This window comes from Niastella sp. sgz303648, assembly GCF_059587045.1.
The window spans coordinates 885,064-903,232 of record NZ_JCAPSW010000002.1 but is presented as its reverse complement, the minus strand read 5'-3'; the positions used below and the strand labels follow the sequence as shown (position 1 = coordinate 903,232).

The 18,169-nt window shown below is 41.7% G+C and carries 16 protein-coding genes; 9 read left to right on the top strand and 7 right to left on the bottom strand.

Annotation, left to right across the window (positions count from 1 at the left end; all coding sequences use genetic code 11):
- Positions 1–68: 68 nt before the first annotated feature.
- On the bottom strand, positions 69–584 hold the full coding sequence (locus tag AC59IL_RS08195; RefSeq protein ID WP_496551618.1) for a YkgJ family cysteine cluster protein: 516 nt from the start codon (positions 582–584) through the stop codon (positions 69–71).
- Here AC59IL_RS08195 and AC59IL_RS08190 point away from each other — a divergent pair.
- The 3 genes from AC59IL_RS08190 (at position 564) to gcvP (ending at position 6,095) form a co-directional block, all read left to right on the top strand.
- Positions 564–1,715 carry a sterol desaturase family protein gene (locus tag AC59IL_RS08190; RefSeq protein ID WP_496551617.1) on the top strand — a complete coding sequence of 384 codons (1,152 nt, stop codon included), beginning with the start codon at positions 564–566 and terminating at the stop codon, positions 1,713–1,715. The two genes, AC59IL_RS08195 and AC59IL_RS08190, sit on opposite strands and share 21 nt — an antisense overlap.
- 71 nt (positions 1,716–1,786) lie before the next feature.
- Complete coding sequence (locus AC59IL_RS08185) at positions 1,787–2,722, top strand: sterol desaturase family protein (protein WP_496551616.1); 936 nt, start codon at positions 1,787–1,789, stop codon at positions 2,720–2,722.
- A gap of 451 nt (positions 2,723–3,173) precedes the next feature.
- The gene (gene gcvP / locus AC59IL_RS08180; RefSeq protein WP_496551615.1) at positions 3,174–6,095 is read left to right on the top strand and encodes an aminomethyl-transferring glycine dehydrogenase; all 2,922 of its coding nucleotides are present in this window, start codon (positions 3,174–3,176) and stop codon (positions 6,093–6,095) included.
- 128 nt (positions 6,096–6,223) lie between these two features.
- Here gcvP and AC59IL_RS08175 read toward each other — a convergent pair whose 3' ends face one another.
- Together AC59IL_RS08175 and AC59IL_RS08170 are read right to left on the bottom strand one after the other, a co-directional pair.
- Positions 6,224–6,883 (bottom strand): hypothetical protein, encoded by a 660-nt coding sequence (locus tag AC59IL_RS08175; protein ID WP_496551614.1) that lies wholly within the window; start codon positions 6,881–6,883, stop codon positions 6,224–6,226.
- 214 nt (positions 6,884–7,097) lie between these two features.
- Complete coding sequence (locus AC59IL_RS08170) at positions 7,098–7,709, bottom strand: hypothetical protein (protein WP_496551613.1); 612 nt, start codon at positions 7,707–7,709, stop codon at positions 7,098–7,100.
- 189 nt (positions 7,710–7,898) lie between these two features.
- Here AC59IL_RS08170 and AC59IL_RS08165 point away from each other — a divergent pair, with 189 nt between their 5' ends.
- Both AC59IL_RS08165 and AC59IL_RS08160 read left to right on the top strand, forming a co-directional pair.
- Positions 7,899–8,471, top strand: coding sequence for a Crp/Fnr family transcriptional regulator (locus AC59IL_RS08165; RefSeq protein WP_496551612.1), 573 nt, complete (start codon positions 7,899–7,901; stop codon positions 8,469–8,471).
- Positions 8,472–8,713: 242 nt separating this feature from the next.
- Positions 8,714–9,256: a nuclear transport factor 2 family protein gene (locus AC59IL_RS08160; protein WP_496551611.1), complete on the top strand. Its 543-nt coding sequence runs from the start codon at positions 8,714–8,716 to the stop codon at positions 9,254–9,256.
- Between the two features lie 205 nt (positions 9,257–9,461).
- Here the strand turns inward: AC59IL_RS08160 and AC59IL_RS08155 are convergent, their stop codons facing one another.
- Positions 9,462–9,884: a hypothetical protein gene (locus AC59IL_RS08155; RefSeq protein WP_496551610.1), complete on the bottom strand. Its 423-nt coding sequence runs from the start codon at positions 9,882–9,884 to the stop codon at positions 9,462–9,464.
- 684 nt (positions 9,885–10,568) lie between these two features.
- Here AC59IL_RS08155 and AC59IL_RS08150 point away from each other — a divergent pair.
- Both AC59IL_RS08150 and rbp read left to right on the top strand, forming a co-directional pair.
- A complete protein-coding gene (locus tag AC59IL_RS08150) occupies positions 10,569–10,952 on the top strand; it encodes a hypothetical protein (protein ID WP_496551609.1) in 384 nt (127 codons plus the stop codon).
- Positions 10,953–11,161: 209 nt separating this feature from the next.
- Positions 11,162–11,446 carry an RNA-binding regulator gene (rbp, locus tag AC59IL_RS08145; RefSeq protein ID WP_496551608.1) on the top strand — a complete coding sequence of 95 codons (285 nt, stop codon included), beginning with the start codon at positions 11,162–11,164 and terminating at the stop codon, positions 11,444–11,446.
- A 74-nt stretch (positions 11,447–11,520) separates the two neighbouring features.
- Here rbp and AC59IL_RS08140 read toward each other — a convergent pair whose 3' ends face one another.
- The 3 genes from AC59IL_RS08140 to AC59IL_RS08130 all read right to left on the bottom strand — a co-directional run bounded on the left by AC59IL_RS08140 (position 11,521) and on the right by AC59IL_RS08130 (position 16,327).
- Positions 11,521–12,498: a dihydrodipicolinate synthase family protein gene (locus AC59IL_RS08140; RefSeq protein ID WP_496551607.1), complete on the bottom strand. Its 978-nt coding sequence runs from the start codon at positions 12,496–12,498 to the stop codon at positions 11,521–11,523.
- Positions 12,499–12,802: 304 nt separating this feature from the next.
- Entirely contained in the window at positions 12,803–14,335 is a 1,533-nt protein-coding gene (locus AC59IL_RS08135) for a sodium:solute symporter family protein (protein WP_496551606.1), read from the bottom strand.
- 171 nt (positions 14,336–14,506) lie between these two features.
- Positions 14,507–16,327, bottom strand: coding sequence for a class I SAM-dependent methyltransferase (locus tag AC59IL_RS08130; RefSeq protein ID WP_496551605.1), 1,821 nt, complete (start codon positions 16,325–16,327; stop codon positions 14,507–14,509).
- Between the two features lie 259 nt (positions 16,328–16,586).
- Here AC59IL_RS08130 and AC59IL_RS08125 point away from each other — a divergent pair, with 259 nt between their 5' ends.
- Complete coding sequence (locus tag AC59IL_RS08125; protein ID WP_496551604.1) at positions 16,587–17,051, top strand: hypothetical protein; 465 nt, start codon at positions 16,587–16,589, stop codon at positions 17,049–17,051.
- A gap of 327 nt (positions 17,052–17,378) precedes the next feature.
- Positions 17,379–17,999 carry a porin family protein gene (locus AC59IL_RS08120; protein ID WP_496551603.1) on the top strand — a complete coding sequence of 207 codons (621 nt, stop codon included), beginning with the start codon at positions 17,379–17,381 and terminating at the stop codon, positions 17,997–17,999.
- The last annotated feature ends 170 nt before the right edge of the window (positions 18,000–18,169 follow it).

Here is an 18,169-nt window from a genome sequence, read left to right as displayed (position 1 = left end):
GACGGTTCTTTTGCTTATTGTCTATTGCCTATTTCTTTCCTACTCGCTACTTACTACTCCCTACTCACCTATTTTGTATCATCGAGCAACCTTTCAAGCACATAGTATACCGCGGGACAGAAAGTAGCATTTTTAAGGGTAAGTTGCGCACGCTTCAAAATCACATCTTCATTGGTATATGGGAACCGTTCGCAATCAGAAGGGCGAACTTCATAAATACTGCAATAGTTATCTGACCCTAAAAATGCACACGGTGTTTGCTTTACCACATAATCGCCGTCTTCGTCTAAACGAAGGTATGTTTCAATAAATTCACCTTCTTTCATTTTAAGGTGTTTACTGATGCGTTTTATATCGGGCGTTTTAAAACGGGGGGAATAGTTTTTACAACAGGCGGCACACTGCAGGCAATCGATTTTTGAAAAAGCCTGTTCATGCAAATCGGGCAATTTTTTCAACACTTTGTTTTTGTCGGCACGCTTTAACAAATTTTTGTACTGCTTCAGATGCTCAGCACTTTTCTTTTGCCAATTGCCATCTTCGATGCCTGTAACATGTTCATTATGATCACTATGTGCTGCCATGGCTGTGTTTACCAGGTAAATGAGTTATTCAATTATACCAATTCGGTTCAATATTACAAATGTCAGAACATTTGTTACTTCATTCTTAAAGGCATCCGATGGGTTTATTTCAGGAAGTTCAATTCATGGAAAAACATCGGATGCATTATCAACCTGCAAGTTAGTCCATACATCAGATACATGGTTTGGTTTTTGTTTTTTTATTGTATGCGCGTATTATACGATCAGCTCATATTGCTTTTGTCGACACCGCTTTATATCATCGTTATTGGCATGGAATTACTGATTAGTCATCTGGATGGTGTTAAAGCATATTCAATAAAAGATACTTTTCATAATTTTTTCCTTAGCATCATAACTGGTGTTACCGATCTGTTAATGCGTGGAGTTAGTTTACTGGTGCTTACATTTTTTTTCAGCTACAATACATTTACATGGCCGCATTCGGTTGCTTACTGGGTGGTACTGCTTTTGTTTATAGATATGATGCATTACTGGCTGCACCGGTTGGGCCATAGCTGCAGGTTTTTCTGGGCTGTACATGTAAACCATCATACCTCAACCCATTTTAATTTTAGTGTAGGATTCAGAACGGGCATACTGGAACCTTTTTACAGTTTTATATTTTTTATACCAGTTGCTGTTGCAGGTTTTCGACCGGTTGATATTTTCTTCATGTATTCTGTTTGTCAGGTGTGGGCTATATTAACGCATACCGAAAAAATAAAAAAGCTGGGATGGCTCGAATATATATTTGTAACGCCTTCGCATCATCGCGTTCATCATGCATCGAACCCCATGTATCTCGATAAGAACATGGGTACGGTATTCATTCTGTGGGATAAATTATTTGGCAGTTTTCAACCTGAATTACCAGCCGAAAAGTATCAGCCTCTACGGTATGGCATTACACATCCCCCTGAAAACGACACTATACCGGTAATTATTTTTCACGAGTGGTCAGCAATTATAAAAGATGTACAACGGAAAGACATCAGCTTCAAACAAAAGTTAATGTATGTGTTTGGCCCTCCGGGATGGAGCCATGACAGTACAAGGGTAACGAGCGAGCAAATGAGACTGGTTGAAAAGCAGTCAGCCACTCAACCGCCCAACCATCAAACAATCTAACCATTTAACCATCTATTAAATTCCCGGTCTATGATATTTCAACTTCTTGATTTACTTTTGCGCATCCATTCATGAACTCTCTTCGTGAACAAATATTAATTCTTTTCGGTACCCCCATTTACGCTATCATTATAGGGGTAGAACTGCTGTTAAGCAATTACCGCCACCGTGCATTATATAGCTGGAAGGATACAGCCGCCAATTTGTACCTGATGTTGCTGAATGGCGCTCTCGACCTGCTGCTCCGTGGGGTTTATTTAGTAATACTCGATTATGTATATCGCTATCATATATTGTCTTTTAGCCATGTGGTAGTATATTGGTTTATGTTGCTCTTACTCGAAGACTTCATGTATTACTGGCTGCACCGGTTCGATCATGAGATCCGCTTTTTCTGGGCAGTGCATGTTACACATCATTCGTCGGAGCATTTGAATTTTACAGTAGGCTTCCGCTCCTCGGTATTTCAGCCTTTATACCGGTTTTTATATTTTATTCCGCTGGCTTTAATGGGTTTTAAGCCGATTGACATTATATTCATCTATTCTGCCACACAGATCTGGGGCATATTTGTACATACAAAGCTGATCAATAAACTGGGATGGCTTGAGTATATACTGGTTACCCCCTCGCACCACAGGGTGCATCATGCTTCCAATGCCAAATATTTAGATAAGAATATGGGCATGTTCCTGATCATCTGGGACAAGCTTTTCGGCACTTTTCAGCCTGAGCTGAACGAACAGGAATATCAGCCTATAAAATTCGGATTAACAAAACCCATCGAAAAAGAAACGCCCTTTACCATTATATTTCATGAGTGGCAGCAAATGTGGAAAGATGTTGCCCGCAAAGACATTGGTTTTAAAGAAAAGTGGTTTTACCTGTTTGGCCCGCCCGGATGGAGCCACGATGGCAGCCGCTTAACCAGTGAAGAAATGCGTGCCGAAGAAGATGGCCGTACCGCGACCCAATTACAGGAAGAACCTGTGGTAATCAGGAAATAGCAGGTAGTTAGCAGCGAGTGGCGTAACTCAACACATAAGAAAAAACACTTAATCAACATCTTCCCTTCCACACAACTTTCCAGGGCTAAAATATTGGCAAATTTGCATATTTGTACATTGATTCATTAGCCAATTGCCTCATTTCCACATTCTATTCACCCTGTGCAACAAACAGGTGTTAGTCTGGCTGGTAAATATTAACTTTGCCGCGCCTTACCTAAAACCAACACGAAGCCTGCCAGCCCTAAAGTTTAAAGAATCGAAAAAAACCTTATCTGCTGAAACTGCTTCGTGCTCCGTCGCTGACAGCCCTGGGCCAAAGCCTATGGCGTCGGACGAAGGCTTTGGCCCAAGCGACCAAAGCATCGCAACCGCGTGCAGGATTGGCTTTTAGCGGGCGCAGCAAGCTGCCAAACAGCAAAGGAAACAATAACTATAAATCAGATACCGGATGAATCTTTTTGAACAACAGAACACGGAATTCATACGTCGCCACATTGGTCCCAATGAAACCGAAACCCGTCAGATGTTACATGCCATTGGCGAATCGAGCCTTGATTCCCTGATCGATAAAACGGTGCCGGGAGGTATTCGTATGGATAAGGATTTGAGTATTCCGCCTGCTATCAGCGAGCACGAATACCTGCAACTGATCAAAGAAATTTCACTGAAGAATAAAGTATACCGCACTTATATTGGCCAGGGCTATTATGATACCATTACGCCCAGCGTTATTTTGCGCAACGTTTTTGAAAATCCGGGCTGGTATACCCAATACACGCCTTACCAGGCCGAGATTTCGCAAGGCCGGCTTGAAAGTTTGCTGAACTTTCAAACCCTGATAAGCGATTTAACCGCCTTACCACTTACCAATGCTTCGCTGCTCGATGAAGCGACAGCCGCTGCCGAAGCCATGACCATGTTCTTTAACACGCTTAACAAAGACCATGAGCACATCACCCGCCCGAAATTTTTTGTAGATAACGATACTTTCCCGCAAACAAAAGATGTACTGGTAACCCGTGGCTTACCGGTGGGTATTGAAGTGGTGTTTGGCGATTACCGCACGGCCGGCATCGACGAGCAATATTTTGGCGCCCTTGTTCAATATCCCAACGATAAAGGGTCAATTGAAGATTACCGCGATTTCATCAATAAAGTTCATCAGGCAGGCGCATATGTAGCTATGGGTACCGACCTGCTGGCGCTTACGCTGTTAACACCGCCCGGCGAACTGGGTGCCGATGTAGCCTATGGTTCGGCCCAGCGTTTTGGCGTTCCGCTTGGTTTTGGCGGACCGCATGCAGCCTTCTTTGCAGCCAAAGACGATTTCAAACGCAATATCCCCGGCCGTATCATTGGGGTAAGCATCGATGCACAGGGCAACCGCGCGCTTCGTATGGCGCTGCAAACCCGTGAGCAGCATATCAAACGCGAAAAAGCTACCAGCAATATTTGTACAGCCCAGGCCCTGTTGGCCAACATGGCTGCCATGTATGCCGTTTACCATGGTCCTGATGGATTAAAAAATATTGCCAAACGCGTAACCGTGCTTGCCAATGCACTGGCCGAAGAACTGGAAGCCGAAGGCTACGAATTGCAGCATAAATATTTCTTCGATACCATTGTATTTAAAGCCTCCAATGCCGAAGTGATTCGTGAAAAGGCCGAAGCGGCACAGATCAACTTCCGCTATTACGGCGATAACCTCGTTGGTATTGCGCTGGATGAAACCACTACCCTCAGCGATGTGCTGGATATATTGTTGCTGCTCGATCAGCCGAACGAACATAATGTTGCCGGGTTTGGTGTAAGTGAAGATGCCGTATTATACAACATTCCCAATGCGCTTACCCGTACCAGTCACTTTTTAACGCATCCGGTATTCAATTCGCACCGCAGCGAAACACAAATGATGCGCTATATTAAACAGTTGGAAAATAAAGACCTTTCACTCAATACATCTATGATATCGCTGGGCAGCTGCACCATGAAGCTGAATGCCGCCAGCGAAATGATACCTTTAAGCTGGCAGCACTGGAGCAAAATGCATCCGTTTGCACCGGCCGATCAAACCGAAGGATACCAGCAGATCGTTGATGAACTGAGCCGTTACCTGTGCGAGATCACTGCTTTTGATGCCTGCAGTTTACAACCCAACAGTGGTGCGCAGGGCGAATACGCCGGATTGCTGGTGATACGCGCTTACCATGCCAGCCGTAACGAAGCACACCGCAACGTAATGCTGATTCCTATTTCGGCCCATGGCACCAACCCAGCCAGCGCCGTAATGGCCGGTATGAAGGTAGTAGTGGTAAAAGCGCTCGAAAACGGTTATATCGATGTGGAAGATCTGAAAGCAAAAGCCGCTCAGTACAGCAATAACCTGTCGGGTATTATGATCACTTACCCCAGCACCTATGGTGTTTATGAAGAAACGGTGAAAGAGATTACACAAATTGTTCACCAGCATGGCGGACAGGTTTATATGGATGGTGCCAACATGAACGCACAGGTAGGCTTAACCGCACCGGGATTAATCGGGGCCGATGTATGTCACCTGAACCTGCATAAAACATTCGCTATTCCGCATGGCGGAGGTGGTCCTGGTATGGGCCCCATTTGCGTTAAAGAACATCTGGCGAAGTTTTTACCCGGCCATGTGTCAATCGGCAATCGTGAATCGGCAATCGGCCGGTTTGATCATTCGCCATTGAATACGCAAGGTGCTGTTAGCGCAGCGCCCTATGGCAGCGCCAGCATATTGCTCATCAGTTATGCCTACATCAGAATGCTGGGCTCTGAAGGTGTTCGCAAGGCCAGTGAATATGCTATTCTGAATGCCAATTATATGCGGGCACGCCTCGAAGGACAATACGAAATTCTGTACACCAATCATAATGGCGAGTGTGCACATGAATTTATTGTTGACCTCCGTCCGTTTAAGAAAACAGCCGAAATAGAAGCAGAAGACATTGCAAAACGTTTGATGGATTACGGCTTCCACGCTCCTACCATGAGCTTCCCGGTTCCCGGCACTATTATGATAGAACCAACCGAAAGTGAAGACAAATCGGAGCTTGACCGCTTCTGCGACGCTCTGTTAAGCATACGCGACGAAATTCGCGCTATTGAAGCAGGCAAGGCCGATAAAAAAGACAATGCGCTGAAACACGCACCGCATACGCAACTGACTGTGATCAGCAGCGACTGGCAACATGCCTATACCCGCGAGCAGGCAGCTTTTCCGTTAGCTTATATTCGTGAAAATAAATTCTGGCCCTCTGTAGCAAGAGTGAATAACACCTATGGCGACAGGAACCTGATATGTACCTGTGAGCCGGTTAGCTCTTATGCTGAGGCGGAAGCGTAAATACTTATAATTTCAACCTGAAGGCGTGGCACAATTGTGCTGCGCCTTTTTTATGAACCTGGCAGGAGTGCCGCTATGAAGCTTTAGTTGCGTCGCACTCTTCGGGTTTCTGTACGCTGCTCAGCATTTTATGGAAGGCTAAAGTCTTTGTTTGTCCACCCATTTTCTATTCTGTCGATAACCCATTTATCGCTCTTCTTTGATAATTTATAAACAAGATTTCCGCCTGTTGGAAAACCGAGTTTAACAGTCGCCTGGTTACCGGAAACGGTTTGCTCAATTACTTTCGATTTATCAATATTCGCCAGATCTTCATCATATTCCTGCGACCACATGACCAGGTCAAATTCAAAGCCATCCGGAGGTCCGTCATTCTCGTGGTTCTTTTTTAAATAATCATCGCATTTCTTAAAATATTTTCGCATGGTTCCGGTATATTTATCAGAAACAAAACCACCCTTTGTAAATTTCGCCAGATACTTCTCTGTTGCTTCGAAATTTACCGAATAGAACTTTGTGGTGTCATCTGTGGGTGGACAATTATTCACCATTCCACGGATATCCAGCAGGTTCATATTATCCCGATACCATTTTAAAAAATCTATTATTGTTTTGACAGGTTGCTCATTGACCGGATTGTTTTTTTGAGTAGCAGTTTTAATGCTGTTTTGAGATGCAGTTTCGATATTATCTTTTTGGGTACCGGCTACTTGCTCAGGTTTACTATTACCCGAACAGGCTGATAAAAAAGCCAACAAATAAATAGCAATATGCTTTACGTTTTGCATTGGGATAGAATTGTTTTTCTGCTAATTCTGCAAAATGTTCTCTATGCCTCGTGAATATACAAACGACGGCAATAAAAAAGCGAATAAAAACAGCTTTTTTTCAATCTGTTTTTATTCGCTTCTAAGCCTGAACACTTGATGCTGAACGCATAACGTATTTTGCGTTCAGTGTTCTGCATTCAGCGTTCAGCATTCAGCGTTCAGCATTTTGCATCTAATCATTCTGTGCCTGATCCAATGCCGAGCGCATATCTTTAATGTCGTCGATTAGCCATTTACCATCCTGTTTTGTGATCTTATATTTAATTCTCCCCACGGTAGGTAAACCGATCATAACAACACCCTGATCGTTGGTGATTTTTTGATATTCTACAGTTGATTTTTCTATGCGGTTCAGATCATCGCTGTAATCTTTCGACCACATGATAAAATCTAAATCAAATTCTTTTACGGGGCCGTCGCGTTGGGCCGTCTTTTTTAATTTTTCATCCGATTTTTTAAAATAATCGCGCCAGTTGTTAATGTATGTATCAGATACAAAACCGCTTTTTTTCAATTCATCAAGATACTGTTCTGTTCCCGGAAAATTAACGGCATAAACACCGGCATCTTTGGGGTCGGTTGACTTATTAAGCAATTCAATTTGCTTAATGTGGGCAACATTGCCACGATACCATTGTAAGAAACTAAGAATGGTATTTGCGGGCTGAAGCTTGAAGCCCTCGTCTGATGGTGGTGGAGCATTACCTATTTTAGCGGTGTCTGAAGAGCATGCAGCAGCTACTATTAGCCACGTACAAATGGTTAAGTGTTGAAGGGTTCTCATAAGGACGTCTTTTAAGGGTGATATTGTGAATTTACAAATTGAAAAATTAAAACGCAACCAAACATGCTTTTATTTTGTTATATCCCGTACTCCTACTGGGTTTCAGGCCATCTAAAGCATTATTTTAAAGCAGTTTATGATAATTATTTTTTTTCTTCATTAACAAAAAAGTATGTAACATTCCGGCGTATGGCCTTTGATTTACTTATAAACTATATCACCCGTTATGTTCAATTAACACAGGAAGAAATAAACCTGCTGCTTCTGAAATTTCGTTTGAGCACCTTTAAGAAGGGTGATTATGTAGTGCAAAACAATACTATATGCAAGTATGAAAGCTTTGTGCTGAAGGGCTGTTTAAAAACGTTTTATATAGATAATGAAGGCGAAGAGCATATTGTAATGTTTGCTATTGAAAACTGGTGGACAGCAGATCTTGGCAGCTTTTTAACACAAACACCGGCAGCTTATAATGTGCAGTGCATTGAAAATTGTGAACTGGCGCAAATCGGCTATAATGATCTCGAAGCGCTTTACATCACCATTCCAAAATTAGAAAGGTTTTTCAGGATCATTATTCAAAAGGCATTTGTTGCTTCGCAACAACGGATCATCAATAACTTCAGCATGCCGGCAAAAGATCGATATGAATTATTCCGGAATCAATACCCGAATATCGAACAACGCGTGCCTCAATATATGATCGCATCCTATCTTGGTATTACAAAAGAGTTTTTGAGTAAGATAAGAAGTGGCAAGTAGTAAATCAGAAGTACAAAGTCAGATGTCCGGAAGTTGACAAGTTAACAGGTTGACCAAAACCGGGGAATTACCGTTTGCCGATTCACGTTTCACGTTTGCCGATTGCCGTTTCACGAAAATGTTTTACATTAGTATCAGCCTTCATCTTATTACTAATCTTCATCCTGGTAATCGCGTTACCTCCTTCTCTGTAAAAACTACATCACTGCCATTCCATTTTATAACCCATAAACAATTGTATTATGAGAAATTTCCTATTGGGAACAATTTGCTTTGCCATGCTCATGGCCTGCAAAAATGAATCTAAACAACCCACACAACAGGTTGCCGGTGAATCAACAAAAAGCCCCGGGCCGGTTGAATTTGCCGATCAGAAATATGTTGATATGGGTAAGAAGGCCCTTGAACAATTTGCAGCTGGCGATATCGACGGCTGGGTAAATCAGTTCGCCGATAATGCCGTTTATCGCTGGTCGGCCGGCGATAGCCTCGCAGGCAAAGATGCTATTACCAAATACTGGAAAAACCGCCGCATGAATGTTATTGACTCTATTCATTTCAGCAATGATATCTGGTTACCGGTAACCGTTAACCAGCCACAGGCAGTCGAAGCCAAAGGCACCTGGCTGCTAAGCTGGTACCAGGTAAATGCAAAGTATAAAAACGGGCAGAAGTTGTCGTTTTGGATACATACCGACATGCACTATAACAGTACCAATAAGATAGATGAATTGATTCAATATATTGACAGGGCACCGATCAATGCAGCCTTATCTAAAAAGTAAAACTCAAGGCACAAGTAAAAGGCATAAGGTTTAAGGTATAAGGTGTCGTTGAGTTTTAGAAATGCTGATTTTTGGGAACAACATAATATTCAAATCCTGTCAATTTTTTAACAGGTATAAGGATACTTGTTGTTTTAATACCGCGGCAACTACCTTAAACCTTATACCTTAAACTTTAAACCTTGTACCCTGGGCTTGTGTCTTATTATAATTTCTTCATGAACCAAAAACCTGCACTTTTGTAGGCTATGGCACTTCCGGTGGCATCGGTTAATTCAGTTACAATTTCCCACTCGCCTTCAAATTTTCCGTTTGCAAACTGACCTGAATAACATACTTCCTGTGAAGGCAATTTTGGTAAGAACCGTGGTCCGTTTTCTTCATTCTGCCAGTAATGCGGATATTTTTTTATAAAACTGATAGAATGCCCAAGAACAGACCCTTCAATAATGGCGGGCTGGTTAAAATGCGGCGTGGCCTCATCATCTGTACAATGACCGGTTACAAGACCATTTTCGAAGGTAATGTCTATTTCAAAAGCAACTGTTTTGCCTTTGAGCGGTTCGGGATAATTTTCACCATACGAGTACTCACCGGCCCATTTGCCGCAAATGTTTTCATCGTTCATAAGATGCTACTTAAAATCAATTAGAAGAACCTTTAAAAATAGGCATAAACAGCCAAAAATCAAAGCTAAACGCCCGCGAATATACAACCATAGCGGCCTGCAATATGATCGCTTAAATGGGGATTTATTCTTCAAAAGTACTTTTCAAAGGTCAATCCAAAATTGATAAGCATGTTTTCGCGTTTGGTTTGATTAAACCGGTTATAACCAGGCGATGTGGTAACGCTCAACCACTTGTTTATTTTTACTGATAAATTATTATCAGATCGAATAATATAATTGCTGATATTATTTAATGCAGGTTGCCCGAAATGTATTCCATCCAACACTATTGTATGTAGTATCTCAAAGCGATATTTTATACGTACTGAATTGCGGGGGCAGCGTATGCAATTCACATACCCTGCATATATATAATTCACTGAATTACTTTGTTATTGAATAATATTGCAAACACTTATGCGGAAACGTTATATCAAACGAAACGCAGCGCTGTTCCGATGCTGCATAATTTTATAAAATCTATAACACTTTTTCGGAGAACTATTGCCCGTTAACAAATGTTAATAAACAGATTCACAAACCATTATAGGCACGTTTGTTATTGAAACGTTATCACCATTTACACTTCTTATACTTTATGTATTTTTTCATGTCTAATAAGGGAATTAAAACGGTAAAAAAATGAAAACAATAACATTAATAATAGTTTGTGCTTTGGGCTTAACGCTGCATGCGTCGGCCCAAAAGGTGGTGCGTGTTGCTCCGCATTATTATCCGCGGACGAGTGTTTCGGTAGGTCTTGGATGGGGTGCATACGGTCCCTATTATCCTTACTATAGCCCTTTTTATGCATATCCACCTTATTACGGCGGATACAGGGCACGCCCAACTAAACTCGATATGGAAATAGAAGATATCCGTAACGATTACAAAGACCGCATCTGGTCGGCACGGCATGATGAAAGCTTATCACGTAAAGAAAGACGCCAGAAAGTGCACGAACTGAAAAGTGAACGTGATAATGAGATCCTGCAGGCAAAAAAGGATTATTATAAAAGACATTAAAAGCTATTCTTAGCAGGTATTGGTTGTTTTAGGTATGTGGACAAAGTCTCCCGGTGAATCGGGAGGCTTTTTATTTTATAGCCGTAAATACCTTCATTTAGCCCATCCCGATATTAAATTATATCTTTATATAGCAAACGTGAGTAATAGTGCATCAGTTTTTTAACTCCTGCGTTTTTCTCATTTTTTTATCATCTCAATTTTTAACAATGAACATCTTTGTTTCCAATTTAGGTTTCAGCTCGCGGGATGAAGACCTAAAACGAATATTCGCAGCATTCGGTGAAGTATCATCGGCCAAAGTAATCATCGACAAATTCACCAACCGCAGTAAAGGCTTCGGATTTGTTGAAATGCCTGATGAAAGCGCTGCTCAAAAAGCCATCAGTGAGCTGGATGGCTCGGTGGTAGATGGTCGTCCGATAAAAGTTAACATAGCCCGGCCAAAGGAAAGTAAAGACAATAATTCTTCGTACAGGAATAAAAAATGGTAGTGTAAATGTTTTCAGTCCCGCCTTCGGCGGGACTTTGCTTTGCGCCCCAACTGTTTCCCCAACCTTCAAGCTTTTTAAATCGCAGGATCGGGCAATATTTTAGGTTCCATAATGTTGCGGGTATCTACAGGTTTGATATTTAAACGCTGGCTCCACTGATTAAAACTTTCATATATCCCCTTCAATACATCTTTTTGCGCAGGCGTAAGCTCCTGTACATAAGCACGGCTGATGGTACGCACCGGCAAACCGCGCAATTGTAAAAAGTATTTGGCGCTCATGGGGTATGCCTGATGTATCAACGGATCAACGCGGGTAAGCTCAGATTGCAGCCACTTCACATCTTCCTGTTTATCGGCATTGTTAGCGTTATTACACATCCACACCAGCACTTCGGGATAAAAGTTACCACTGATCGACGACATACCTTTTGCGCCCATTTGTAACGAATACATGGCATTGGGTGTATGCGCATCAAAAAAGTCGAAGCCCGGTACATTGGCAATCTGCAGCTTTTCTTTTACTTTTTCCAGGTCGATGCTCGTGTCTTTATGATATTTTAACCGGCCCGATTCAAGCAACGTTTTAAATACATCGGCCGATAAAATTCGTTTATACGGGGCCGGGCATTCATAAGTGCCCATGGGAATGCCGGGTGTAAGCGAAAACATTTTATCGAACCGTTTCAGCAATATATCGTCACCGTCATCAATATTTGCATAATGACCGGTGATCAATACCACCGCATCGATACCTGTGTCGTATATTTTTTTACTGAACTCGGCTTTATCTTCAATGGTCAAACCAAACGAACCGGTTGCCACCACAGGTACCCGGCCATTAACATACCGAACAATATAGGCAGTTAGTTCAAGCCGCTCGTCTTCACTGATGCTGTACATTTCACTGCTGAGGCAGTTGGCAAAAAAACCGCCCACCCCCGCTGCCAGGTAAAAATCGATCAGCCGTTCTACCATATCAAAATCAATCTTTGCTTTCAGGTTAAACGGTGTGATCATCACCGGAACAAATCGTTTTTCTGTCGGGTTCATCTTTTTAATTTTTAAAACCGCGAAATGCAGAACGCAGAACGCTTAACGCGGAACGCGGAACGCTTAACGCGAAATGCTTAACGCTTAACACATTTAAGAAGCGTTCGGCTTTAGGCGTTTAGCGTTCTACTTTTTTCGGCTTTCAGCGTTTAGCGTTGAGCTTTTAGGTAAATTTAAAAAGTTATTGCTGTATTTACTACAATTGTTGAGCTTTTAAATGACAAATGCGGAACGCTTAACGCGAAATGCTTAACGCAGAACGCAGAACACTTAACGCATTTAAGAAGCGTTCTGCTTCAGGCGTTCAGCGTTCTGCTTTTTTGCGTATGCCGGCTAAACATTTTCCGGTTAAAAATATGGTCAGTGTGCCTATTACAATGGTCATATTGGCATGTAGATTGGTCCGCAGCCACGCGTAATCATCGGGTAACTGGCGTGAAAATGTGAGCCAGATGATCACCAGCACACCGATGATCACCGCAATTACAGCTTCGATATTTTTGGCCTTTCGAGCCAGTAAACCCAGCAGAAATAAACCTAATATGCCGCCTGAAAATATGCCTGCCAGCTTCCACCAGGCATCAAGCAAACTTTTAACGCCTATCATGCCAATGCCAAAACTAATTGCCATTACGCCCATAACGGCCGTGGCAATATAAAGCACCCTCATTTGCGCTTTTGCCGAAGCATTTTTATTAAAATAACGCAGGTAAATATCTTTCAGAAAAACAGTGGCCGAACTGTTCATACCGCTGCTCATGGTGCTCATGGCAGCCGATAAAATAGCAGCTATGATTAAACCCAGTAAACCGGTTGGCACTTCGTTGCGCATAAAAAAAGGCAATACCTTGTCGCCATAATCGGCAGGGGTAAGGTGATTTAATGCAATATTCTTTTCGGCCGCCACCTGTTGCTGCAACGGAAGTATCAATTCAGGATGCTGATGATAATAGGCATACAGCGATGTTCCTATAAAAAAGAACAGCATGCTCACCGGCACATAAAACAACACACACATCCATATGCTGCGGCTGGCGTCGCGATTGTTGCGGGCTGTATGATAGCGCTGAATATAATTCTGGTCGATTCCGAAATTATTCAGGTTGATAAAAAAACCATATAAAAAAACAACCCAAAATGTGGCCATTGAAAATTGGGATATCTTAAAACTTCCCAGATTGAATTTATCCTCAGCCTTACCTGTTTCAATAATGTAATGAAAACCGCCTTTGAGCTGTGATATGATTAAATACAGAATTAATAAAGCTCCTACTGTTTTAACGATGGCCTGAACCACCTCAGTCCATATCACTGCTTTCATGCCCCCCATCATGGTATATACGATAATACAAATACCCGTACTGATCATAATGGCCGGCATCGAAAAACCGGTGAGGGCTTTTAAGGTCAGGGCAATGGAATAAAATATGGTTCCCATACGGGCCAGCTGAATCAATACAAAACAAATCATGGCATAGGTTCTTGCCCAGGGACCGAACCTTTTTTCAAGATGTGTATAGGCACTGATGGTTTCGCTGTTGCGGTAAAAAGGCACAAAAAATCGTGAAGCAATAAACGCAGCAAAAGGCATAGATAAACTGAACACAAATGAATTCCAGTTGGCGCCGAATGATTTACCGGGATCGCCTAAAAATGTAATGGCGCTTAAAAAAGTAGCGTAAAATGATAAACCCAACGCCCAGCCGGGAATAGCGCCGGAGGCTACCGTGTACTGATCAGAACCTTTGTTCTTTCCGCTCATGTACACACCCACAGCTATCATGGCCGCGAAATATATAACGATAATAAATAAATCAACTGCTGGTAAATGGTTCATGGTACAAGCAATCTGCATCGTGCGACGCACGGAAGTAAATGTAGGGAGAAATAGGCAATCAGCAGCTGACAATTAGTAAAAAGACAAAAGGCAACAGCAAATGGAGGTTATAACATACGGAAACCCACCAGCCATTGCCGTGCCTTTGCCCGTTAAATACTAATTCGAAACTCAAAAGAAAACGTTCAGAAAAGGCAGCGTTCTTTTTATTAATTGTTTTACCAGTTTTTTTCTGCTGGTAGATAATGAATGCATTTCATAATTCAGGGTATGCAATTGCTGTTCGAGGTATTCAACCCGGCTTAACGAGCCGCTGTAATCGGCAATAACCGGCCGAACCCGAAGCTTTGTCATGGTTCCCTTCAATGTTTTAATGTGCACCGGCGCTATATTGCAGGCCAAACTCGTTTCGTATTCGTAATACCTGTCAAGCAGTTTTTCGCTCAACGTATACCCTAAATGTGAAAATAATTCGTACATGATCTGCTCAGCTTCACTGTATTTTATTTCTTTGGGGCAAGCCACACTCGACAATCGCGACAACGAAACATATATTGCACGGAAAATAATATACCCCAGTTCAATATCATTATCAAGATTTATCTCCATATCAATAAACCTGAAACCGTTCTCCTGAACAATCAGGTTAACAGGCAATGCATCGATATAACGGCTGCTCACTTTCAGATCAATGCGCGAAAAATCTTTTATGCTGTATCCGTATAAACTGAATAATTCTTTTTTCAAACAGTCATACCATTCTGTTAACCAGCCGCCCATTTGTTCAATACCCCACTTATCGCGATTCACAATTTCAACAAGCCGGTAATGATGCAGTATGCCTGAATAAGCCGGTTCCTCGGCATCAAATGATACAATACCCTTAGTGAGAAACGGCGCCTGGGCCAGGTACTTTCTGATCACTTTTACTTCATCGTTCTGCTGCGTGAATAATGTTTCCTTACAGTACTCTTTTTTTCGCTCTGTGCGATAAAAAGCAAAAAGAATATCCTCACCCACTTTATGCTGCGGCTTTAGCTGCGAAAAAATACAAAATGAGTTACTCAAATCGTATAACAGATCATTTTGGGCAATTAAAGGCAATGCTTTATCAAGCGAAAACAACGGGGTATATTGCTGTGTATCCTGGTATGAAATATTCGACAGAATACTTTCTATGTTGATGTTGCCCTTTTCGTTCTTTTCGTTAAACCCGGGGTAAAATATCAGCGATGGCATTTTATAATCGGGGAAGGGCAGAAACATATCGTTGTTTAAAAAGCCCGCGTTCTCAAACGTGTTGATCAGCTTTTTTCGCCCCATGGTGGTAGCTTCGCCGGGCCGGTAATTATTGTTGATGCTGTGCATCATCACACCTGCATGGTCTTCGATAAAACCCGAGAAATATTTTAATCCCAGCTGATTTTCAATAGCGGTAATTAAAAAGCCATCCGATGTTAAATAGTTTTTTAAATGAACCAGAAAGTTCAGCGTAGCATTACTATCGTTTGAATACCGGGTAGCGTATTCCAAAACACCTACCTGCACAATGCCATCAAATTTAAGCTCGCTCTCAAACTGCGCCATATCGTCGCAGAAAATTTTTACATTTTTAAGATCGCGGCATCGCTCGGCTGCGATCTTTGCTCTTTGCAGGTTAGGTTCAATAGCATATACAATAGCACCGCACTCACCTAAAAACCGGGTTATTGAACCGGCGCCGCATCCTATTTCAAGAATATATTTACCTTTAAAAAGAGAACCAAAAGGCCGAAGTAAATTAGATCTTCGCTTTGAAAAAAAGTATTGGCTCGTCCAGTCTGTAATATGCGACTCCAGTTCTTCTGATAAAACAGATACATCTTTACATTTCTTTACCGCTTCATAAATTTTTTGTTCAACAGCGGCTCCGTCTGAATACACAATGTTATTAACGTAATCTTTTTTTATCCATACTTTGGTTTCGGGATTGAAAGAATACCGGCTTTGCATTTGATTTGGTTTGTGAATTGAATGAATTCATCGGCCAAAGTTTAATTGTTCAATCAAATAATCAGACGCTCTTTATTATTGTTTCCTTCGCATGATTTTAAAAGTTTTTATTGTTGAAACTACAAATAAACAGTTCATCGTTCCGTTTGCCATGTTCATCGATTATAACTCACGATAAAAAGAATTTTAACAAACGGGTACCAACCCTGCATCATTATTTTTCGTAACTTATGGATTGCAATTCCTAAATCGAACAATTATGAAAAAACTAAGTATAGTTTGGTTATCGTTGCTGTTGGCAACAGGCGTTTCGGCACAGTGGCATCATGGCGGCTATTACAGAGGTGGATTTTATGCACGTCCACGGGTTAGCATTGGCGTTGGCATTGGCGTTCCTGTATATCCTTATTATGGCTACTACTCTCCTTTTTATGCGTATCCTCCTTTTGGATATGGATTTGGTTATGGGTACAGATATCCATATGGTTACGGCTATGGCAATAGTTACCGCCCTTCTCAACTCGATCTTACGATTCAGCAAATCAGAAACGATTACGACCATCAAATATGGGTGGTGAAGCACGATAAAAGCATAAAAAGAAGGGAGCGAAAAAAACAGAGGCATGAGCTGGAACACGAAAGAGATCAGGCCATCATAAAAGCTAAAAAAGATTACTACGAAAAGCCGCCAAGGCGCCACAATTTCAACTCAAATAACAATTGATTAACGAGTCCTCCGATGTATCGGAGGATTTTTTTTTGGATGCATGGCAACGAATTAACTTATTACCAGATATACACAGATTAAAAACAGATTAATCATTATGCCCGGTGAAATAAAATCCCGAAAAGAATTTGTAATCCCTCATCTTCAGTTCAAGCTATACTGGTTAATCTCTCGTTAAGCAAATACCCTTCTCTTGTTACTATCGGCATCAATCAGGTTTTTTGTCTATTATTTACAGGCATTGATAGATTATAACTTTTATAGTGAATGTTGAGCCAATACTTTTGAGCCCTTCACTATATGATTACAAAATTCAATTATTACATGACAAGCAAGCCCTTTAACAAATTCCGTTTCATGCAATGTGCCATCGTTTGCTCAGCCTTTTTCATAACTGTTACCGCAAAAGCACAATCATGGCATTTTGGCCCCAAGCTCGATGTGAATTATTCAAACATAAGCGGCAATGGAATGAAAAAAAGTTTTGCGCCCGGCTGGCAAATAGGAGGATTCGCCGAGATCGTACTAACCAAATCATGGAGCATTCAGCCTGAGTTGTTATATTCATGGTCGCGGTATAAAAAAAGCGATGATTTTACTACCTATTATGTTAATTCGGGAAGAAGTACGGCAGGAACCAATATAAACCTGGCATCGGTAAGCGTACCGCTGTTGTTACGTTATAATGTAAACAAAACACTTAGCTTTTTGGCTGGTCCGCAATACAGTTATGTGGTTTGGGAAGATGAAAATCTGTTAAAAGACGACCACAATGCTTTTAAAAACTATGAACTGAGCGCTAATTTAGGCATGCAGGTAAATCTCGAAAGTGTTAGCTTTTATGCCCGGTACAATAAAGGACTTTCCGACATCAACGATATTGACGAACGCTACAAGTGGAAATCGAATCATATTCAGGTAGGCATCGCTGTTAAGATAAAATAAGGACTGGGATTGTGGGATTTTTGGGATTTGAGGATTTGATTAGAAATCTGGCAGTTCTGCAATATTAAAATTCCGAACATTCAAAAATCCCATCATCCCAAATATCTCATCATCCCCGTCTTTGGTGCCAGGCAAAGACGGGTCGCCCTGGCATAGTGGCGCCCGCCAAT